The organism is Pseudoalteromonas sp. 1181_04 (genome assembly GCF_052850545.1).
Genome location: NZ_VXCS01000018.1, coordinates 37,732 through 58,128, shown reverse-complemented (window position 1 = coordinate 58,128; position 20,397 = coordinate 37,732). Strand labels below are relative to the sequence as shown.

The window sequence follows — 20,397 nt, the reverse complement described above, 5'->3', positions numbered from 1 at the left end:
TATTTTAACCCATAACCGATCAATGAGACAGGCAAAAGCTATGAAACTTTTAAGAAAGCGCTTTTACTTGCTTTAAACAGCTTATTACGGCGTTATAACCAACCTTTTTGTTTGGCTATACGCGCTGCATCTACTCGGTTTATGGCATTTAATTTAGCAATAGCGTCTGATAAGTAATTACGTACCGTGCCCTCGCTTAAGTATAACCTTGCGGCAATATCGGCTGTTTTCAACCCTTCACTTGCGAGTTGTAATGCTTTTCGTTCTTTATCTGTCAGCGGATCAGTATCATCTAATGCGTTAATAGCAAGCTCAGGATCAATAACCTTTTGCCCGTGCATTACTTTTTTAAGCGCGCTAATTAATTCATCGCTCGGGGCTTCTTTTAAAATAAAGCCCTTAACGCCAGCACTTAAAGAACGCCTAATGTAACCCGCTCGCGAAAAGGTGGTCATAATAACTATTTTTATAGCAGGGTATTTTGATGCAATTTGCTCACTGAGTTCGATGCCGTTCATGCTAGGCATTTCGATATCGGTTAAAATAATATCAGGAAGAGAGTTACTGTCTAGCATGTTTATGGCTGTTAATGCATCTTGCCCGTTACTTGCTTGACCAATTACCTCAATATTAAAATCTAGACTTAATAATGCTGCGATTGCGTCGCGCACAAGCCCCTGATCTTCTACTAAATACACCTTGATCATTAGAACCCCTTCGCTGTTAAAGGCAGCATTACATTTAAACTAAAGTTATCCTCACAGGTAAATGTAGCCTTACCATCTAGCTGCTCTGCTCGTTCTTTAATGCCATTTAAGCCATTTCCAGGTTTTATTGAGCTACATGGTGCATGATCAATCACATTGATTATTAACTGCTGCTGATTTTGCGCTATGCTAACGATGCATTTCTTGGTGCTGCTATGGCGTAGTAAGTTAGTAACAGCTTCCTTAATAATAAGACTTGCGATACCTTCTACTTTTGCAGGTAACACATTTAACTTGACGTTAAAATCCGCCTCAAAACCTTGTTCGGTTAGCCTTTGTTTCAATTGGGAAATTTGACTCGCAAGATTGAGCTGTTTTAAATCACTGACAGCACTTCTCACATCACTCAATAGCTGCCTTGCAAGCTCTGCAACTTGGGCAATTTCAGTATTTGCTTGTGTGTAACGCTCACCTTGATTTAATTTATTAGCAAGCTCTGCTTTTAAAGCAATTGATGAAAGAGAGTGACCTAAAATATCATGTAAATCGCGAGCAATACGCTCGCGTTCAGCAATTGCTGCTAATTGCTCTAATTGCGTGGCGTTTTCTTGCTCGCGGATTTTATATTGCTGCTCTCTTTTTGCAGCTATACCGTAGCTAAATAAGGCCGCACATAAAATTAAAGATATAGCGAGAAAGTATTCTACTTTTGCAATATCGCCAATATATGCACTTAATAGAACAGTTAAAATGACCACTAACGCTGAAAAAATTCGTTGCAGTTTACTATATGCATAACCGACAATATAGGCAACGAAACCAAATAATGTCGGTGTGCCTGAGGTATAAAAAGTAGCACTAAAACAAACTAACAACATAGCAATAACTAACTTAGTAGTATCGGTATCTTGGCAATTTATTGCTTTTACATAGAGCATAATAAAAGCAATATATAAAGCTAAGGACATAAAAATGTTGTTTGCGGTTAAATTTGCAAAGTTAATCATAATTGGCAACAAATAAAAGCCAGTAAAAATTAAATGTCCATACTTCCAAAACCCTTTATCGATTTGCTCAGCAACCGTGTCAAGTGAACTCATACTAATACCCCAAGTGTATCGTTTTATTTATAATTATGTTTTTACTAAATAACACAAAAACACATAACAGCATAAAGTAACCGGCGTAAGTAATACTAAAACTATATATTTCAAAAAAATCGCTGATATATAAACTGATTAAAATTAAAGCATTCATAATTACCTCCAGTTGAATGTGATAACTATGCCAGCCGCTAAAAAAAATAAGAGTGTAAAATGTCATCAACTTTGCTGACATTTGTCATGTTTTAAAAATTTCACCTTATTATGAGCAGTGATAAGATAGTAAAAAATAGCAGAGCGAATTTACATGCAACCCCAACAACAAAGTTTAATTTATTTACATATTGCGGTATTACTTTTTGGTGGCACAGCACTATTTGCCAAATTAATAAATCTCAACGCATTAGATATCACAGTGTACCGCGCAGCCATCGCGGGTCTGGCTATTATGATATTGCTGTTATGGCAAAAAAAAGCAATTAAACTCAGCGGTGCTAAAGATTACTTAATTGCTTTGTTGTTAGGGGCTGCTGTAGGTATACATTGGGTCACCTACTTTGCTGGTATGCAAATGGCTGGGATTGCGGTTGGCATGATTGCATTTTTTACTTACCCTGTGATCACCGTATTTATTGAACCATTCTTTAATGGTAGTAAGCCCAAAGTAAACGATTTGCTCAGCGCAAGTGTAGTAATAACAGGGATCTATTTACTGACACCAAATGCAGATATGGGTAATGATGTCACCTTAGGCGTGGTAACCGGTGTTATTTCAGCATTTTTTTTCGCGTTTAGAAATATTGTTCATAAGCGATACTTTAGCCACTACGGTGGGCCACAAACTATGTTTTATCAAACATTAGTGGCTAGCTTGTTATTATGTGCTTTTATTGAAGTACCAGTGATTAATATATCGAACCAAGATCTAGGGTTATTGCTCGTCGCTGGCGTAATTTTTACTGCAACTCCGCACTCTTTATTTGCGGCAAGTTTACAGTATTTATCAGCATCAACAGCGGGACTTATTTCTTGTTTACAGCCTTTATATGGCACATTTTTAGCTTTTTTGCTGTTGCATGAACAACCTTCACTACAGACCCTGCTTGGCGGTGCTTTAGTGATTAGTGCAGCATTTTACGAAACATGGTCAGTTACTCGGAAACACACATTATGATAAAAGTTTTTGCTCATCGGGGCGCCAGTGGCACTTATCCAGAAAATACCCAGAGTGCGATAACCGCAGCAGTCGAAATTGAAGTCGATGGTATTGAAGTCGATGTACAAAGCTGTTTGGATGATTACATGATCATCCATGATACTTGGCTAGATCGCACCACCAGCGGCCGCGGCAAAATAAATAAACTTACCCGAGAGCAAATTCAATGTTTTGATGCCGGCAATGGCGAATTTGTCCCAACCCTACAGCAAACTATTGATTGGACAGCCAATAAAGTGCTCTTAAACCTTGAGTTAAAACACACTTTCTCGTTGGATAAATTTGTTGAGCTGATTGAGTTAAATATCGTTAATAACAAACTATCTCAGGATATGCTGTTAGTCTCTTCATTTGATCATCATCAATTAATGTGGCTTAAACAGAAACTACCTTGGCTAAAAATTGGCGCGTTAACGGGCTCCATTCCTATCAACTATGCCGAATTTGCCCAGCGCTTACAGGCGTTTAGTATTCATGTTGATAAAAACTTTATTAACCATGAGTTTGTCGCGGATGCCAAACAACGCGGCTTACAAGTTTATGCGTACACGGTTGATAAACAAGAAGATATTGAGTTAATGCTGAGTTTTGGTGTCGACGGAATTTTTACTAATTATCCATGCAACACGAAAATGATTTTAAACTCACTGTAGTTATCAAAAATAGCTGCCGTTCATCCTATATTCTTGAATTAAAGTGAATTTGAACGATACTGAGTAAAACAATACTACAGCCGAGCGGGCAATTGATGAGTGGGTATATGCGTATTTATAATTTTATAGAACAAAGCTTCTTTTTTACTTTAACCCGAAAGATTGTTGGCAACCTTAGCTTTGTATTTATTTTCCAAGCTATTACTTTGATTTGGTTATATAAAAGTCTAACTACGCAAGACGCAGACACTAGCCTATTTTGGTTACTCACGGTGATTATTATTGCCGGCTTTGCCTTTACACTCTTTTACATGCGCTTTCTGATCGTGCGCCCAGTTACGGCAATGCGCGATACATTAATAAAAATTAACCGCCAAGATGCAAACTTAGCAGCTAAACTCCCCCACTTTACCTATGATGAATTTCGTGAGATCAGCCAACAGTACAATACCTTTACTGATCATCTAAGCCAATTGCTCGCTACCACTTACCAAAGTTCGCAGGCCAGCGCACAAAGTAATAATCAAGTGACTGAGTCAATGCAACATACGGCGCAGCTAAGCGAACAACAAATTGATTTTAGCCAAACAATAACCGCAGCCAGTAATCAAATAACTGATAGTCTGCAAAGTATCGTTACCAATACCGATGATGTTCATCAAGTAAACGCAGAGCATTTAAACTTTGTTACACACTCTGCACAAGAACTCACAAAACTAGTCACTCAAGTTAAATCGATTAGTCATGTATTGAGCAGTTTTTCAGAAACGATTTCTGGCTTAAAACAAAACAGCGAGAATATTCGTAGCATCCTGAAAATGGTTGAAGAGTTTTCAGATCAAACTAATTTGTTGGCGCTCAATGCTGCAATAGAAGCCGCTCGTGCGGGTGAAGCAGGTCGTGGTTTTGCGGTTGTAGCAGATGAAGTAAGAACTTTATCGGTTAAAGTAAGTGATGCAACTCGCCAGATCAGCGATTTCATCAACCAAATGGATTCTTTAGTAAATCAAACAAATAAAGAATCTGAGCAACTTGTCAGTTATTCACATAATGCAGAAACAACCATTAGTAATACATCCCATGGATTTACCGATCGGCTTGTTGAATTTGAACACAATCAACAACAATTACAGCAAATTGTAAGCGCTGTGCACTTACTCGAACAGACACAAAATCAAACTCATCAATCAGTTGAACAAATCGTTGCGTTAGGCAGCCAAGCAAAAGCACAAATTGATGTAGCGCTAGGTGATTGTCAATTATCACAACAACTAAGTGAGCAAACTCTGCAGCAGTTAAAGCGTTTTGTCTAAGCGCAAGCGTTTTAACTGTGCTGTAAATATGTTAAATTGCGTCGTTATTTTTTCTTAATGATGTACCCATGTGAGTAGCTCAATATCCGATCACACGCAGTTAGCCCTTGATATAAAACAGTGGGGTAAAGAACTTGGCTTTGCTGAAGTTGGCATCACTGACATTGATCTAAGCAAACACGAAGCACAATTACAGCGCTGGCTTGATTTAGGCTATCACGGCGATATGGAATATATGGCCGCTCATGGTATGAAACGCGCTCGCCCTGCGGAGCTAGTCCCAGGTACTGTGCGGGTTATATCTGTAAAAATGAATTACCTGCCCCCTGATGCAAGCTTTGCTAAAACCCTCAAAAATACCGATAAAGCGTATATTAGTCGTTATGCGTTAGGGCGTGATTATCATAAACTGATGCGTAATCGATTAAAAAAATTAGGTCAAAAAATTGAGCTGCAAATCGCTCAATTAGGTTATCGGCCATTTGTTGATTCAGCACCAGTATTAGAACGTCAACTTGCTGAAAAAGCAGGTTTAGGCTGGCGTGGAAAACACAGCTTGCTAATCAATAAAGAAGCCGGTTCTTGGTTCTTTTTGGGTGAGTTATTTGTTGATATCCCTTTACCAATTGATAAGCCCAATGAGTTTGAGGGATGTGGAAAGTGCGTTGCCTGCATTACTTTATGCCCTACCGGCGCAATTGTAGAGCCTTACGTGGTGGATGCACGCAAGTGTATTTCTTATCTTACTATTGAGCTGCAAGGACCAATCCCTGAGCAATATCGCTCACTATTAGGTAATCGCGTTTACGGCTGTGATGATTGCCAATTAGTTTGCCCATGGAACCGCTACGGGCAAATTACCGATGAAGCCGACTTTCACCCACGAACACAACTAAAAGATAAAGATTTACTTGATTTATTTAGTTGGGATGAAGCCACCTTTTTAAAAAATACCGAAGGCAGTCCGATCCGTCGAATTGGTCATCAGCGCTGGCTACGAAATATTGCTGTAGGTTTAGGTAATGCGCAATTTAGCCAATCGATCGTTGACGCACTCAGTGCCAGCTATGATCAATCAACCGAGTTGGTAAAAGAACATATAGAGTGGGCGCTTAAGCAACAACACTCAAAACAAGATAAGTTGCTAAGAAAAACCGCCCGTTTGATACGTATCGTAGAAAAGGGCTTACCAAGAGATGCGTAGCTTCACACCCCTTGATTATTTACTGTTACTTTTTCAATAAGATAGACAGGTCTTGCTCAATTTCATGAAAAGCTGCTTTCACCCCCTGTACAGACTCTTCACGGGCAACTGATTTTTGAATTGCTTGATCTACCTTCTGATAAATAAACACTTCTTGATCTTCGTCTAGCCCCATTGATGGGATCCGCTCTTCTAACTCTTCTTGTAAACGCTTGAACACCGCTTCATTACTCTGACGGTTTTCATTTAACAGCTCAATTAAGCCATGAAACTTGCTATTAACCATAGTAATTGCATCATTTAGCTTTGTTTGCTGCGACTGTAAAGCTTCACGGGTCATGATTGCGCGTAGCTGTTGCTCCGTGACACTGACAATAAAGCACACATGATCTCGGATCCGGCCATGCTTATCAGGATCGTGATCTGGCATATTTAAAATCAATAAACTAATTAATTCATAATTAACTAAGATACGATGGGAAAATTCATGTAGCCGCCCCTTATTTTTGAGCATATCAAACAATTCAATTACAATCGGCGAACACGTTCCATTTAGGGCAAAGTGGTCAGGAGCATCAATATTAGCTCTAAACTCAACATTACTTTGTAAATCAAACGATCTTAAACAATGAACTAAGGCTTCACCCAGCGCTTTAGTATTGTTAATCATACCAATGCTCTCAATATAATTAACTATTTGCCCCATTTCACTACTGTTAGCCATGGCATTAAATGCAGTGGATGTGGCTTCTTCAACTTGCTGTTCTAACGATTCTTTTTCAATCAGTACTTGGTTAAGAATTTTCAGTTTCGATTTAAGTTCGTCCTGTCCAAATGGCTTAACAATATAATCTTCTGCACCGACTGCATACCCTTCCATCCGCTCTTCGACAGTGCCTCTGGCTGATACGAACATCACGATAATATTTGCAGTTCTGGGATTGGCCTTTAGTTTTCTACATACTTCATAACCATTCATTTGTGGCATACTCACGTCGAGTAAGATTACTTGCGGCGCAAACTCTTCCACTGTGCTGAGGCACTCAGGACCACTGCTAACCATCTTTAATTCAAAATCAAGATCCAACAATATCTCTTCTATAATTTCTAAATTAAAAGGCTCGTCATCAACAGCTAATATTCTCGTTAAAGGCATAATTATCATCCATTTCATAATTCATATTAATAGTTTAGTCATAAAAAAAACTCTTACCAGTCAAGCTAAGTAATTTCTTATTGAGTAGCAGAAATTTTTATTTCTAATGGCAGAGCTATACGAATCGTCGTGCCTCCTGAGCTGTTGTTATGAGCAGAAATAACACCTTTATGTAATGATACAAATTCACGACACAGAGCTAAGCCAAGCCCCGTTCCGCCAGCACCATTATTGGTTTTACTACTTTGTACAAATTTTGAGAACACATGTTCAAGCTCATCATCGGGGATCCCTATACCACTATCAATCACTTCAATAATTGCCTGCTCTTGCTGCTTAATTAAAACGACTTCAATACAGCTATGCGGATCACTAAACTTCAACGCATTGCCGAGGATATTGCGTAATAATTGATTTACTTGCTCTTCATCACAGTCAATTATAAGAGGCGGTTTTTGTGGTAAGTACTTCACTTCAATATCTTTTTCCATAGCAGTACCTGACACATCATCAATACTGGTTTTAATAATATTATTAAGATTGTGTGGGTGAGGATTAAAAGGGAATTTACCAACATCGAGTTTAGATAAGTCGAGTAAATTATTAAGTAATGAGAGCAGCCGCTCGCCACTACACTCAATACGAGATAAATATTTCTGTAGCTTTTCAACTGAAATATCATCTCTGCCGAGTTTATCTAAACCAAAGCGGGCAAAACTTAATATTGAATGCATTGGAGTGCGTAATTCATGGGACATGTTAGCAAGAAACTCTGATTTACTGTGATTTGCTGCCTCAGCGATATTTTTAGCGTCTTCAAGCTGTGATGTTCGGGCACGTACTTGCTCTTCAAGCATATCTTTTGCTTCGAGTAATAGCTCCTCTTTGAGCTTAAGGTGAGTAACGTTTTTAAAAATAACCGCAAGTGCAATATCACCATGATGATCTATCTCATTGAATGAACCAACTAATGGAATGGCATCTTCGCCTTCCATTGGCAGATACACGTCACAACTAAATTGACGATTTTTATTTAACGTCGCTATTTTTTCTTTGATTTGCTCAACAGACGTTGCATCCAATAAAGTAAATACTGAGCTGCTTTTCAGTGCTTTTGCCGATAACCGAAATAGTTTAGAGCAAGCATCGTTTGCTTCAATCACTTCACCATTGCGCTCAAATAACATAATCGCATCAGGTGTGTGCTTATAAATGACACGTAACAAGCTATCTTTTTCAATAAGTGCATCAACGGTATCTTGTAGGCGTTCAACTAATTCAGTGTTATGACGTTTTAATAACTCCGTTTGCCAAAGTTTATGCACCGATTGCAGTAACATATTTTCATTAATTGGTTTAACTAGTACGTCTTCCACCCCTTGGCGAATAGCTTCAATCATCGACACTTGATTTGGTTTTGAGGTAAATAGTAAACAACGACATTGCGGATATAATACTTTGAGGGCGGCAAATACTTCTAAACCAGATCCATCAGGCAAGCTAAAATCGCTCAATAGCAGATCAATTTCATGTCCTTGTGTTTGGCTAATCGCAGAGCTAATACTATTAGCTGTAATCGTTTTAATATGAGCACCTAATAGACTATTTGCTATTTTTTCAAGCCGCTGCGGAATATGGTCAACCAACAATACCGTTGGTAATACTAAAACACTATCGGAGCCAAGCTCTAACACACTCTCTAATAAGGTGCTGATCTCTTTATTCGCGAAGAAGGGATAAATCACCAGAGCATTTGGCGCCAGTCGATTAAGCTCACTAAATAAAGATAGTTGTTCGCTGTTTTCAACTTTAGGTGCAAGCAGTAAAAAGCGCTCTTGACTGACCTGTGTTACTAAAAAACTTGCGGTAGCCACTGGAACACCATGTGCAATAGTCACTAAATCATAAGAACTAAACGCAGTACATTCCTGTAGCATTGAAAAGTGGATCAATTCAACTTCACAGCCAATCAATTCAAGCAATACTTTTATCCGCATCGCTAAAATACTATTGCTATCAACGATCAATATTTTCCGCACAGCTTTGACTCCGCTTTTCATCAACTTAACATGATAAAAGCGTAGTCTAAGTTTTCTGCATTAACACCATCTAAAGGATTATTTTTAGTCGTATATCTACCCTAAATGCTTACCTAAGATAGTTAAGCTGTAGTGATTGTCGTCCATAATAGCCACATTAGGTAACTTTCCCCATTGTTGATAACCAAAGCGCTCGAACAATTTAATACTCGGTATATTATGACTAAATATAAATGCTAGTAGCACTTTAATATTTAATGGCTTAGCTTGCTCTTGGGCAAAAGTAAGTAAGCGTTTGCCAAGCCCTTGGCCTTGTGCAAATGCGGTAATATAGATACTGATTTCTACCGTTCCATCATAGGCTGGACGACCATAAAAAGATTTATAACTAAGCCAAGCTATCACCTTCGAGTCTTGCTCATAAACGTAAATAGGGCGCTGCTCGGTATGGCTATTAAACCAATTTTGCTTGTCTGCTATGCTTACTTGTTCGGTGTCGGCTGTAACCATTCTACTTGCTATTGTTTCATTATAAATTGCAACTATGGCGGCTAAATCATTACTATTTGCTAATCGTATTGTCATTTTGTTTTTAGCGGTTGTTGATCACTTCATTGCATAGTAACGTATGAGTTAAAGTCACACTACTGCAAAATAAACGGTAGACTGCCATCCAGGGTGATCAGCCACAACAAGTTAAGGAATCGGTATGTTTAAAAAATTATTATTATGCTGCGCAATATTCAGTTGTAGTGTTTATGCACAGCCAGAGCAAACAAGCCAACAGCAGGTTGAGGATACGTCATGTGATGATTTCACTAATGTTACTATGCGCAAACTTCGCTCTAAAGAGAGCATTAATTTATGTCAATTCAAGAATAAACCCTTATTGATCGTCAATACAGCAAGCAACTGCGGTTTTACGCCACAATTTGAAGGTCTTGAAGCGCTATATCAAAAATACCAAGATCAAGGTTTAGTGATACTGGGATTTCCTTCTGATGATTTTTTCCAAGAAGAAGATGACGAAAAAGCCACAGCTAAAGTCTGTTTTGTAAATTACGGTGTGACCTTCCCGATGTTTGCCACCAGCGAAGTCAGAGGTAGTGATGCCAATGCTATATTCAAGCATTTAAATGCCCAAACGAGTTCGCCAAATTGGAACTTTTATAAATACCTTGTATCTGCAGATCGCAAACAGGTTGAACGTTTTAATAGCAAAACCAAGCCAGATTCAGACAAGTTAGTTAAAGCAATAGAACAAGCAATTTCAGATATTTAATTTTATACTGGTACAAGTAGTTATTATTGAACTAGAATAACGTAAGATTTGATTGAAAAAACACCACCTTGAAACGGGAGATTTTATGACAGTGGCAAGTGCAAGACACATATTAGTAGACAGCGAAGCGCAGTGCTTAGATTTAAAAACCAAGATTGAACAAGGCGAAGATTTTGCTGAGTTAGCTAAGGCACATTCAAACTGCCCTTCAGGTCAGGATGGCGGTGCATTAGGTGAGTTTGGTCCTGGTATGATGGTTCCTGAATTTGATAAAGTGGTTTTTTCAGCACCGATTAATCAAGTACAAGGTCCTGTGCAAACTCAGTTTGGCTACCACTTACTTGAAGTGACTAGTCGTACAGAATAACGTTGGTTTTATTACTAACCTAAAAGAAAGCCGCCTCTGCGGCTTTCTTTTTATCCTAAGGAAAGCACATGCAACTATTAGGCTCAACAACTTCGCCATTTGTACGCCGCATTCGTATTTGGGCACTGTTAAATCAATGCAGTCTTGAGTTTATCAACTTAGATATTTTTTCAGACACTGATCGTCAGCTAATGATACAAAATAATCCAGCCCGAAAAATTCCAGTACTAATCACTAAGCAGCAAACCTTGGCTGATTCAAATAACATCATCCGCTTTTTGCTCGAACAACACAGTCAAACTCGTCTGAATTGGCAACAAGAGCACCTACTAACAATCATTAATGCATGCAATGATTCGCTGGTTGAGCTATTACTTTGTCAGCGTTCAGGATTCGATACGCAAGATGATAAATTATTTTTTAATCTACAAAATGAACGCATTGCTGAAACATTAAGCTATTTAAATAACCATTTTGCAGATGCAGGATTTAAAAGCTGTGAATACCTGTGCATCAGTTTATACTGCTTACTTGATTGGATTTGCTTCCGCGAGTTAACGGATCTAACGGCACATACCGAGTTAATGAAGTTCTATTATTCATTTGCTCAGCAACAGGCAGTGCAGCAAACCGATCCACGTAATTAACATTTAAGGGTAAACACATGAGTGATATCGAAATTGAATCAGAACTAGTTAGTTTTGTTGAAAAAGTACGTCAAAGTGAACAAATCTGGGCGCTAGGTGCTGAAGATGGCGGTTTTGTGGTTTGTGACTCTAACCAATTTGAAAACACCGATGTACTACTATTGTGGGAAAGTGAAGCAACAGCAAAAGCCCAGTGTAAAGAAGAATGGGCCGATTACAGCCCACTGCAAATCACCTTGGATGAATTTTTAGATGACTGGGTTGAAGATCTAAAAGAAGATGACGCACTGGTTGGCCTAAACTGGAATGACGACCAAGTATGTGTTGAAATCGAGCCGGTTGGATTAGCACGCGCACTAAGCGAATAAGCATTATTTAACATTGCTTTACTGCGCTGGTTTATTTGCTATAAACTAGCGCAAATCTTTACTTTCAGGGTATTACGTTGAAGTCCCATCTTGGTCGCCGCCCTTTTTCCGCTATGGAATTACATACTCTTTACCATGGCTATATATATGGTGATCAACGCTTACCTCGCGAACAGCCGAAACACTGGCATTTTTGGCTCCCTTTAATCGCTTATTACAGCGGAGCTTACAGTGATGAAATTGGCCATTTACAACTGTGCGATATTGTTGAACATCAACAGATCCTTTGTTTTCATTTCCATACCCACGGTAAAATAAAAGCCCGTATTGTGCCTATCCATCAAGCACTTTTTGATGCTGGTTTAAACGAGTATATCGCAGCAGTTAAACAACAAGGACACAATCGCCTATTGTTTGACTTACCATCTAAGTCAGGTCGCTATAGCGAGAAAGTTCGCATTTGGTTCTCTGGTGAAGGAGAGCGTGCCGGCTACTTACAAAAGTGTGATATTCCCAATATCGATCAACTTGGTATGAAAACCGCTGTCAGCAGTCTCAGACTCAATTTTGAGCAGCAAATCCGCATTTATGCAATTCAAGCAGGCAATAAAGATGCTTTTAATTATCTGCTGGGTTTTAATGAATATGAATTGACTGAATTTAGCGATGTAATCACCCTTAATCAGATCTGCCAACAAATACGCGTGATCAACCAGCACATTGATTGGCACCGCTTTAATCAGCGCCACACCATTTGACAAACTTTGTTACCAACTAGCTCATTACTCACTGCTTAAAAACTGTTAGGATAACTGTGCACAAAACTCTAACAAGAAAATATCAGGGATATCTATGTTTATTAAAAGCCTACTCACACTCAGTGTGGCCATTGCAGTAAGTTCAGCTCATGCTAATGAGTTTGTCCTAGAAAAGCTCGCAAAACCAAGTTCTCAACACGTATCTTTAACGCTTGATCCAGCTCAAGAAACCTTTAGCGGCATGACCGAAATCGCCCTTGAAGTACTTAAGCCAACTAACTATATCGAGCTTAATGGTGTTGCTTACGCAACCCAAATGGCCAAACTGCTTGGGGCAGAAAACTGTGACTTAAGTGCTGAAATGCTAAAAACAGGTAAAGTAAAATTTAGCTGCGATGAGCAAATTCAACCAGGTAAATACACGCTTAAAGTCGACTTCACTGCCCCCTATAATCGCCAAAGTGTTGGCCTGTATAAAACCTTAGATCAGGGTGTGCCGTATTTATTTACCCAATTTGAAATGAGCGATGCCCGCCGCGCATTCCCTGTATTTGATGAACCAAGTTATAAAATTCCATTCCAATTAACGATTACAGCACCTAGCTCTCAAAAAGTGTATGCCAATACACCTGAGTTAAAAACGACCGTTAATGGCGATATGACCACTCACTTTTTTGATAAAACACCGCCAATTCCTTCATACTTAGTGGCTATGGCTGTCGGTCCATTTGAGGAGCGTGAAGTCAAAGGCATGCCAATTCCAGGCCGTGTGATCACGCCACAAGGTAAAATTCACTTAGGTGAATATGCCGAGCAAGCAATGCCAAAAGTATTGGTCGCGCTTGAAGGCTACTTTGGTATTCCTTATGTTTATAAAAAACTAGATTCAGTCGCTGTTCCTGAGTTTCCATTCGGTGCCATGGAAAATGCAGGCTTAGTTACCTACCGTGAAGATATTTTGCTACTTGATTTGGCTACAGCGACTCGCAATAAAAAACAACGCAATGTATCTATCATCGCTCATGAACTTGCTCACCAGTGGTACGGTAACTTAGTAACCATGAAATGGTGGAATGACTTATGGCTAAATGAAGCGTTTGCAAGCTGGATGGCTGCTAAAATCACAGCCCAGCTTAACCCTGAATTTGAATCACATTTAGACCTGCCGCAAAATAACGTTATGGCGTTAGATGCTCGTTTAAGTACTAAGCCAATTCGTAAACCAATCAAAACCGAAGCCGATATTATGGATGGCCTAGGCTTAGCTTATAGCAAAGGCAGCTCGGTATTAGCTATGGTTGAAAACTGGATTGGCGAAGAGGCTTTCCAGCAGGGTATTCGCGCTTATTTAAAAGAGTTCTCGTATAAAAACGCCGAAGCAGCCGACTTATGGCAAGCCCTTGGTAAAGCATCAAATAAAGATGTGGCAGCGGTTTTAAAATCGTTTATCGAACAATCTTCATTCCCACTGATCAAAGTAACTCAGCAAGGTAAAAAGATTACCATTAATCAAAGCCGCTTTACTAACGCGGGCGTTGATGCTCCTGCACAGCTTTGGAATGTGCCAGTTGCAATAAAATACGGTGCTGGCGATAAAGTTAAAACTGCCAATGTATTACTAACTAAAGCCAATCAAACTGTTGAACTTGAATTTGAACCTGAGTGGATTTATCCTGATCAAGGCGCTTTAGGTTATTACCGCTGGGTGATGGATGACAAACAATTTGCTGCATTGATTGATAACGCCGCACAGTCATTGACAGTACGAGAACGTTTAGCGTTATTGTCTGCCGCTGATGCATTACTAGATGCTGGTGTTATTTCTGCTGCACATTTAATGCAAACACTAGAAGTTTTTGTAAGCGACAAACACCCACGCGTTGCTAATACCGCTTTGGGTTATTTAGCCGCACAAAAGCGTACCTTTGAAGATGAAAGCAACCAAGACCTGTGGCCTGAATTTATTCGTAAAAGCATCATGCCTGCAGCTAAACAGTATGGTTTAACTGCAAAAGTAAATGAAGATGCTGCAATCTCGCAATTACGTACTCAAGTAGTTGCACGTTTAGGTTTTGATGGTGAAGATCAAAGTGTGATCAATACCGCCAAGGCACAAGCCCGTGTTTACTTAAATAACCCAGAAAAAGTTGATCCGTACCTTGCGTCAATCTACTTAAACTTAGCCGCATTCCATGGTGATAAAAACCTACTCGATGCGTATATAAATACCTTTAAAACTACCAAAGATCCGCAAGTGCGTACAAAAATGCTAGCGGCTATGAGTTACTTTGGCACGCCAGAGCTACAAACTAAGGTATTAAATTACAGCTTAACTGACGATGTCACTGCATCTGACATGCGTACGATTATGTCAGGACAGGCTTACACGAAAGCCCGTGAAGCTTTGTTTATTGAATGGATATACGCGAATTACGATAAGGTAGTTGCAAACTTGCCACCTTTCTTCGTACCTAACCTGCCTAACTTTACCACCTCAGGTTGTAGCGCCAGCAGCTTAGCAAAAACGCAAACTTTCTTTATGAGCAAAATTGCTGATGAGCCAGGTTATGCCCGTACCTTAAGCAAGCTTGAAGAAAGCGTAAATAATTGTATTGCACTCAAAGAACGTGAACTAGCTTCAGTTAATAGTTTCTTAAAACGTTAATTTGTACGGCAAGCCATTGGCTTGCCGTTTTTTATCAACAGCGTTATTTATCCATTGATAATTTTTACTAGCTGAGAAATAAACTCTTTTGCTCCTTCAACGCTGGTCATTTTAAAACCAATTCCATAATGGATTGGATTCGTGCTTTTAAAAATACGCGTTGGAAACCGTGTCATTTCACTACTATGAAAAAAACCGCTAATGCGGTTAACGCCTGCTATTTTATTAAAATCATCACTAAAGACTTCCAGTGCAGGACGAAGCACAAGCTTAGCTTGGCCACCTTCTATATGCAGATAAATTGCTTCTTTGGACTTAGGTAACATATATTCAGTGATATTCTTAATTCTAAAATTACTACGGCACTCTAATGCAATAAGTTGCTCGTTGATTTGCTCTGGACTAGCTGACATGGATATCCTTGATTTTCATTAAGCTCTTAGCTGTAAACTACAGCACAGCCAAGAACCTGCAAAGTTTTATATTATAGTTATTTAACGCATACAAAAGCGAGTTGATCATTTAAGTAGCTAATACGGGTAATATTGGTGTCACAGAAAGGCGTTAAATCAAGCCATAGAGAGACCTGTTCAGGGCTATTTAGCTGGCGCTGGTAAACACGATTATCGACCGCATAAATGACCGTATTAGCGTCTTTAAATGCGTAATCTTGTACCGTCTGCGGTAAACGAAAGAGGTCAGTGACGGTATTTTCTTGCGGATCATAACTTGCTAACCAGTGCTGCTGCGCTTTGCTATAACTAAATGTATAGGCAGCTAATGCATGGTTAAATGTCAACGTACGGCCAATATGCTCAGCAACCACTTTTGGCTTCGCTGCAGCAACCTGAGTATATTGTAAAGTATGTGGTTCGCCTAAAATAAACATCACCATATCATCTTTGGCGCCCCAGGCATGATAACCAACTGGCTCTATCCACTCAAAAATACGACTTGGTTTAACATTATCGTCAAACGGATATTGCCATAACTTTTGCTTACCATCCGCCTCGACTACGATAGCTGACAGTGCCTTACCATTAGGTGTTAAAGTCGGCGAGTATTCACTCACAGCAGTATTTGTTAAATTAGTTACTTGCTTATTGGTAAAATCATAAAAAGCTAGATCTGTTTGACTTTGCCCTTCACTTTGCACTTCTTGGGTAAAATAAATACCACCTTTGGTAAGTAAAGGCTGATTATTATAAACATCATTATTAGTGATACGGCTTACTTGTAACCCATATTCTGTGTTAAGTTTAGCAAGTAAAATTTCGCTTTTTGGCATCGCAGCTAAAACGCTATTAGGGGTAACTGCAAGGGTGGCAACAAAACTTAGCCAAGGTAAAGTCAATTTCATATCATTCTCTAATTATTTTTATCGCCCTTATAATAGCGCTATTTTATAGTTATTCCCAAGTCTGTTATTGATATGTCACTTGACCTACCCCCTTACTACGCCTTATAACTACAGAGCTACTTAAAACGAGAAAAATTATGTCAGCTAAACATCCTATTATTGCGATCACTGGTTCATCTGGTGCGGGTACTACCACCACGACAAGTGCTATTAAGCATATATTTCGTAGTCTTAATATTGAGGCCGCATTTATAGAGGGCGACAGTTTTCATCGCTATACTCGTCCTGAGATGGATAAAAAAGTTCGCGAAGCGCAGCAAGAAGGTAAACACATTAGTTACTTTGGTCGTGAAGCTAATGACTTTGCAGCCCTAGAAGGTTTGTTCAGCACCTATGGCGATACTGGAGCAGGTAAATTACGTCGTTATTTGCATACCTTTGACGAAGCCGTGCCATACAATCAACTACCAGGTACCTTTACTCCGTGGCAAGAACTGGAAAGTAGCACCGATATTTTATTCTACGAAGGACTGCATGGCGGTGTTGTCGATGAAGATCATGATGTAGCTAAGCATGTTGATTTACTAATTGGTATGGTGCCTATCATTAACCTTGAGTGGATCCAAAAGTTAATCCGCGACACCTCTGAACGTGGTCACTCTCGCGAAGCTGTTATGGGCTCAATTGTCCGCAGTATGGATGATTACATTAATCACATTACGCCACAGTTCTCACGTACTCACATAAACTTTCAGCGCGTGCCAACCGTTGACACCTCAAACCCATTTAGCGCAAAAGATATTCCGTCCCTTGATGAAAGCTTTGTAGTTATTCGTTTTCGTGGCATAGATGACGTCGATTTTCCGTATTACCTACGTATGATCGAAGGTAGCTTTATGTCGAGGATCAACACCTTAGTGGTCCCTGGTGGAAAAATGGGACTCGCTATGGAGTTAGTATTAACCCCACTTATCAAAGATATTATCCTTAAAAAGCGTGCGCTTGCCGAATTAGCCCCCGTTGATTTGCCTATTTAAGAAATACGCTTGCTGAAATATATAGCTTATGTAAACTGCTGACTTCATCATAAAAGGAGATGTCAGCATGACAGAGCCATTACGCATTCTCGTCGGTTCCAAAAATCCGGTAAAAATAAATGCTGCCCGCAGTATTTTCTCTCTCTATTACCCTAATATGACGATTGATTGTCAAGGAGTTGATGCACCTTCACAAGTACCTGATCAGCCAATAGGTGAAGATGAAACACGAATAGGCGCACAAAATCGTGTCTTGTATTGCCAACAGCATTACCAAGCTGATTTTTATGTTGCAATGGAAGGTGGTGCTGAGCAATTTAGCTACGGCCCCGCTACCTTTGCATTTGTAGTCGTTGCTGATAACCAACAACGTGCTATCGGTCGTAGTAGTAACCTTCCTTTACCCCCAAGCCTGTATAATGCGTTATTGCAAGGCAAAGAACTTGGCGATGTAATGGATAACGCATTTAATACTACCAATATCAAACAGCAAGGCGGTGCTATTGGTTTATTAACTAATCATCATGCCACCCGCGAAAGTACCTATACGCAAGCGCTGACACTCGCTATGGCGCCTTTTCTTCATCCCGCGCTTTACTCTAAGGAAGTTTAATGAAGTACACCCATGTTTTATTTGATGCCGACGAAACCTTATTTAGCTTTAATGCCTATGCAGGCTTAAAAAGAATGTTTGCAGTTTATGGCGTAGATTTTAATGACGCTGATTACAGTCATTATCAAGCAACAAATAAACCGTTGTGGCTTGAGTATCAAAACAATACTATTTCCGCTACTCACCTACAAGTCACTCGATTTAGTGAGTGGGCTAATAAGCTCAATGTTCCAGCTCAACAGCTTAATGATGATTTTTTAACTGCCATGGCTGAGATCTGCGAACCATTACCTGGCGCTATTGAACTGCTAAATAAACTAAAACCGCATGCTAAATTAGGCATTATCACTAATGGTTTTACCCAGCTGCAAGCACGTCGCTTAGAGCATACCGGATTAAAAGAGATGTTTGATTGTTTAGTTATCTCTGAGCAAGTGGGAATTGCAAAACCAGCCGCAGAAATTTTTTATCACACTTTTGAACTGTTAGGTAATCCACCAAAAGAACAGATCTTAATGGTCGGTGATACCGCAAGCAGTGATATCTTAGGTGGCCAAAATGCCGGGATTGATACCTGCTGGCTACAGCATCCCAACACAGTTCTGCCAGAAGGCATTGAACCAACATACCAAGTGACTGAGCTGGTACAGTTACAACAGTTGTTAGGATTGTAAAAAGGCTTAATACCAATCGACTTAAATATTTAACCATTCTAGCGAGCTAAATAAAGCGCTAACTGCGTTATAATTTTTTTAAGTAGAACAACTACATGTCAAAATTTACGCCTTGTTATCACTCCATTTATCTGTCGCTATAAATGGTCAGTAACTTAACACGATTGGTATAACATTAAAAAACTAAACTGCATTATTTAAACAAAAAATGACGCTAGATAGCGTCATTTTTTATAACTGTTTTAAGCGTTTGCGATTAAGCTGTGGCTACTTCTAAACCTGGTGCTGGCATGTATACTGGGGTATCAAATGTTGCCCATTCCCATGCTGACTCAGTCGCCATAATTTTACGAAGTAACTTATTGTTCAGGTCATGGCCTGATTTATAAGCTGTAATTTTTCCTAAAATGTTGTGGCCTGTCATAAACATGTCACCAACACAGTCTAGAATCTTATGCTTAACAAACTCATCGCTATAACGCAGGCCGTTAGGATTAAGTACTTTAAACTCATCCAATACCACGGCGTTATCCATGCTGCCACCTAAAGCTAGGTTATTAGCATGCATATATTCAATGTCTTTCATAAAGCCAAAAGTACGTGCACGGCTGATTTCTTCTGTAAAGCTTTGCGTAGTAATATCTAAACCGATACGTTGGCGGCTTTCATTGATTGCCGGATGATCGAAAGCAATTTCAAAGTCGATATGAAAACCATCATATGGTTCAATCTCGGCCCATTTATCACCTTCTTCAATACGTACTTTTTCTTTAATACGAATAAAGCGCTTAGCCGCATTCTGCTCTGCAATGCCGCCTTTTTGTAACAAATAAATGAATGGTAATGCACTACCATCCATTATTGGTACTTCTGAGCTATCTAATTCAACGATCAAATTATCGATACCCATTGCCGCTACCGCAGCAATAAGGTGCTCAGTCGTAGATAAGCGAACGCCATCTTTGTTAGTTAAACAGGTACATAATTGCGTATCGCCAACGGCTTCAGGTGTTGTTTCAAAATCAACAACCGGATCAAGGTCGACACGACGAAATACTATCCCAGTATTTGCGCTCGCAGGTCGGAGAGTAATAGTGACCTTCTCACCTTTGTGAAGTCCAATTCCTATGGCTTTGACTATCTCTGCAATGGTACGCTGTTTAATCATAGCTTCGCTCACTTATAGTTACAGTTAGACCGCCGATTATATCACATATACGACCAGCTGCCAAATT

General features: G+C 39.5%; 21 protein-coding genes. 13 read left to right on the top strand and 8 right to left on the bottom strand.

Going from position 1 to position 20,397, the window contains the following annotated elements:
* Positions 1–92 precede the first annotated feature (92 nt).
* Complete coding sequence (locus FW757_RS15700; protein ID WP_182718062.1) at positions 93–707, bottom strand: response regulator transcription factor; 615 nt, start codon at positions 705–707, stop codon at positions 93–95.
* Complete coding sequence (locus FW757_RS15695) at positions 707–1,807, bottom strand: sensor histidine kinase (protein WP_182739697.1); 1,101 nt, start codon at positions 1,805–1,807, stop codon at positions 707–709. Before FW757_RS15695 ends, FW757_RS15700 begins: the two co-directional genes overlap by 1 nt.
* A gap of 310 nt (positions 1,808–2,117) precedes the next feature.
* Here FW757_RS15695 and FW757_RS15690 point away from each other — a divergent pair, with 310 nt between their 5' ends.
* The 4 genes from FW757_RS15690 (at position 2,118) to queG (ending at position 6,196) form a co-directional block, all read left to right on the top strand.
* Positions 2,118–2,984 (top strand): DMT family transporter, encoded by an 867-nt coding sequence (locus FW757_RS15690; RefSeq protein WP_149980630.1) that lies wholly within the window; start codon positions 2,118–2,120, stop codon positions 2,982–2,984.
* Positions 2,981–3,679: a glycerophosphodiester phosphodiesterase gene (locus FW757_RS15685; protein ID WP_145236954.1), complete on the top strand. Its 699-nt coding sequence runs from the start codon at positions 2,981–2,983 to the stop codon at positions 3,677–3,679. The genes FW757_RS15690 and FW757_RS15685 overlap by 4 nt, the downstream gene beginning before the upstream one ends.
* A 95-nt stretch (positions 3,680–3,774) precedes the next feature.
* A complete protein-coding gene (locus FW757_RS15680) occupies positions 3,775–4,992 on the top strand; it encodes a methyl-accepting chemotaxis protein (protein ID WP_149980629.1) in 1,218 nt (405 codons plus the stop codon).
* Positions 4,993–5,062: 70 nt separating this feature from the next.
* Positions 5,063–6,196 carry a tRNA epoxyqueuosine(34) reductase QueG gene (gene queG / locus FW757_RS15675; protein WP_182718059.1) on the top strand — a complete coding sequence of 378 codons (1,134 nt, stop codon included), beginning with the start codon at positions 5,063–5,065 and terminating at the stop codon, positions 6,194–6,196.
* A gap of 25 nt (positions 6,197–6,221) precedes the next feature.
* Here queG and FW757_RS15670 read toward each other — a convergent pair whose 3' ends face one another.
* The 3 genes from FW757_RS15670 to FW757_RS15660 form a co-directional block, all read right to left on the bottom strand.
* Positions 6,222–7,352, bottom strand: coding sequence for a response regulator (locus FW757_RS15670; RefSeq protein ID WP_145236944.1), 1,131 nt, complete (start codon positions 7,350–7,352; stop codon positions 6,222–6,224).
* A 77-nt stretch (positions 7,353–7,429) separates the two neighbouring features.
* On the bottom strand, positions 7,430–9,412 hold the full coding sequence (locus FW757_RS15665; protein ID WP_182739696.1) for an ATP-binding protein: 1,983 nt from the start codon (positions 9,410–9,412) through the stop codon (positions 7,430–7,432).
* Between the two features lie 75 nt (positions 9,413–9,487).
* Complete coding sequence (locus FW757_RS15660; RefSeq protein ID WP_182794613.1) at positions 9,488–9,976, bottom strand: GNAT family N-acetyltransferase; 489 nt, start codon at positions 9,974–9,976, stop codon at positions 9,488–9,490.
* Between the two features lie 124 nt (positions 9,977–10,100).
* On the opposite strand from FW757_RS15660, the gene FW757_RS15655 reads away from it, so the two are divergent.
* From FW757_RS15655 to FW757_RS15630, 6 genes are all read left to right on the top strand, one after another.
* Complete coding sequence (locus tag FW757_RS15655; protein ID WP_404687563.1) at positions 10,101–10,673, top strand: glutathione peroxidase; 573 nt, start codon at positions 10,101–10,103, stop codon at positions 10,671–10,673.
* An 85-nt stretch (positions 10,674–10,758) separates the two neighbouring features.
* The gene (locus FW757_RS15650; protein WP_145236931.1) at positions 10,759–11,040 is read left to right on the top strand and encodes a peptidylprolyl isomerase; all 282 of its coding nucleotides are present in this window, start codon (positions 10,759–10,761) and stop codon (positions 11,038–11,040) included.
* A gap of 68 nt (positions 11,041–11,108) precedes the next feature.
* Positions 11,109–11,687 (top strand): glutathione S-transferase family protein, encoded by a 579-nt coding sequence (locus FW757_RS15645; RefSeq protein ID WP_182718058.1) that lies wholly within the window; start codon positions 11,109–11,111, stop codon positions 11,685–11,687.
* A 17-nt stretch (positions 11,688–11,704) separates the two neighbouring features.
* Positions 11,705–12,055, top strand: coding sequence for a DUF2750 domain-containing protein (locus tag FW757_RS15640; RefSeq protein WP_145236925.1), 351 nt, complete (start codon positions 11,705–11,707; stop codon positions 12,053–12,055).
* A 77-nt stretch (positions 12,056–12,132) separates the two neighbouring features.
* The gene (locus FW757_RS15635; RefSeq protein ID WP_149980621.1) at positions 12,133–12,813 is read left to right on the top strand and encodes a hypothetical protein; all 681 of its coding nucleotides are present in this window, start codon (positions 12,133–12,135) and stop codon (positions 12,811–12,813) included.
* A gap of 94 nt (positions 12,814–12,907) precedes the next feature.
* Positions 12,908–15,478: a M1 family metallopeptidase gene (locus tag FW757_RS15630; protein ID WP_182739695.1), complete on the top strand. Its 2,571-nt coding sequence runs from the start codon at positions 12,908–12,910 to the stop codon at positions 15,476–15,478.
* A 47-nt stretch (positions 15,479–15,525) separates the two neighbouring features.
* On the opposite strand, the gene FW757_RS15625 is transcribed toward FW757_RS15630, so the two are convergent.
* Positions 15,526–15,891 (bottom strand): hypothetical protein, encoded by a 366-nt coding sequence (locus FW757_RS15625; protein WP_145236916.1) that lies wholly within the window; start codon positions 15,889–15,891, stop codon positions 15,526–15,528.
* 77 nt (positions 15,892–15,968) lie between these two features.
* Positions 15,969–16,838, bottom strand: coding sequence for a hypothetical protein (locus FW757_RS15620; RefSeq protein WP_182739693.1), 870 nt, complete (start codon positions 16,836–16,838; stop codon positions 15,969–15,971).
* Positions 16,839–16,975: 137 nt separating this feature from the next.
* Between FW757_RS15620 and FW757_RS15615 the strand changes: the two genes are divergently transcribed.
* The 3 genes from FW757_RS15615 (at position 16,976) to yjjG (ending at position 19,162) form a co-directional block, all read left to right on the top strand.
* Positions 16,976–17,875, top strand: a complete 900-nt coding sequence (locus tag FW757_RS15615; RefSeq protein ID WP_145236910.1) for a phosphoribulokinase — start codon at positions 16,976–16,978, stop codon at positions 17,873–17,875.
* Between the two features lie 67 nt (positions 17,876–17,942).
* Positions 17,943–18,488, top strand: coding sequence for an inosine/xanthosine triphosphatase (gene yjjX, locus FW757_RS15610; RefSeq protein WP_145236907.1), 546 nt, complete (start codon positions 17,943–17,945; stop codon positions 18,486–18,488).
* A complete protein-coding gene (gene yjjG, locus FW757_RS15605; RefSeq protein WP_145236903.1) occupies positions 18,488–19,162 on the top strand; it encodes a pyrimidine 5'-nucleotidase in 675 nt (224 codons plus the stop codon). Before yjjX ends, yjjG begins: the two co-directional genes overlap by 1 nt.
* A gap of 256 nt (positions 19,163–19,418) precedes the next feature.
* Here the strand turns inward: yjjG and lpxC are convergent, their stop codons facing one another.
* Complete coding sequence (gene lpxC, locus FW757_RS15600) at positions 19,419–20,330, bottom strand: UDP-3-O-acyl-N-acetylglucosamine deacetylase (protein WP_149980618.1); 912 nt, start codon at positions 20,328–20,330, stop codon at positions 19,419–19,421.
* Positions 20,331–20,397: the final 67 nt, after the last annotated feature.

Coding starts and splice junctions, on each gene's coding strand:
- FW757_RS15620 (WP_182739693.1), bottom strand. CDS start 16,838: ATGAAATTGACTTTACCTTGGCTAAGTTTTGTTGCCACCCTTGCAGTT.
- FW757_RS15680 (WP_149980629.1), top strand. CDS start 3,775: ATGAGTGGGTATATGCGTATTTATAATTTTATAGAACAAAGCTTCTTT.
- FW757_RS15630 (WP_182739695.1), top strand. CDS start 12,908: ATGTTTATTAAAAGCCTACTCACACTCAGTGTGGCCATTGCAGTAAGT.
- lpxC (WP_149980618.1), bottom strand. CDS start 20,330: ATGATTAAACAGCGTACCATTGCAGAGATAGTCAAAGCCATAGGAATT.
- FW757_RS15685 (WP_145236954.1), top strand. CDS start 2,981: ATGATAAAAGTTTTTGCTCATCGGGGCGCCAGTGGCACTTATCCAGAA.
- FW757_RS15625 (WP_145236916.1), bottom strand. CDS start 15,891: ATGTCAGCTAGTCCAGAGCAAATCAACGAGCAACTTATTGCATTAGAG.
- FW757_RS15640 (WP_145236925.1), top strand. CDS start 11,705: ATGAGTGATATCGAAATTGAATCAGAACTAGTTAGTTTTGTTGAAAAA.
- FW757_RS15645 (WP_182718058.1), top strand. CDS start 11,109: ATGCAACTATTAGGCTCAACAACTTCGCCATTTGTACGCCGCATTCGT.
- FW757_RS15650 (WP_145236931.1), top strand. CDS start 10,759: ATGACAGTGGCAAGTGCAAGACACATATTAGTAGACAGCGAAGCGCAG.
- FW757_RS15615 (WP_145236910.1), top strand. CDS start 16,976: ATGTCAGCTAAACATCCTATTATTGCGATCACTGGTTCATCTGGTGCG.
- FW757_RS15695 (WP_182739697.1), bottom strand. CDS start 1,807: ATGAGTTCACTTGACACGGTTGCTGAGCAAATCGATAAAGGGTTTTGG.
- yjjX (WP_145236907.1), top strand. CDS start 17,943: ATGACAGAGCCATTACGCATTCTCGTCGGTTCCAAAAATCCGGTAAAA.
- FW757_RS15700 (WP_182718062.1), bottom strand. CDS start 707: ATGATCAAGGTGTATTTAGTAGAAGATCAGGGGCTTGTGCGCGACGCA.
- FW757_RS15655 (WP_404687563.1), top strand. CDS start 10,101: ATGTTTAAAAAATTATTATTATGCTGCGCAATATTCAGTTGTAGTGTT.
- FW757_RS15660 (WP_182794613.1), bottom strand. CDS start 9,976: ATGACAATACGATTAGCAAATAGTAATGATTTAGCCGCCATAGTTGCA.
- FW757_RS15670 (WP_145236944.1), bottom strand. CDS start 7,352: ATGCCTTTAACGAGAATATTAGCTGTTGATGACGAGCCTTTTAATTTA.
- FW757_RS15690 (WP_149980630.1), top strand. CDS start 2,118: ATGCAACCCCAACAACAAAGTTTAATTTATTTACATATTGCGGTATTA.
- yjjG (WP_145236903.1), top strand. CDS start 18,488: ATGAAGTACACCCATGTTTTATTTGATGCCGACGAAACCTTATTTAGC.
- FW757_RS15665 (WP_182739696.1), bottom strand. CDS start 9,412: ATGAAAAGCGGAGTCAAAGCTGTGCGGAAAATATTGATCGTTGATAGC.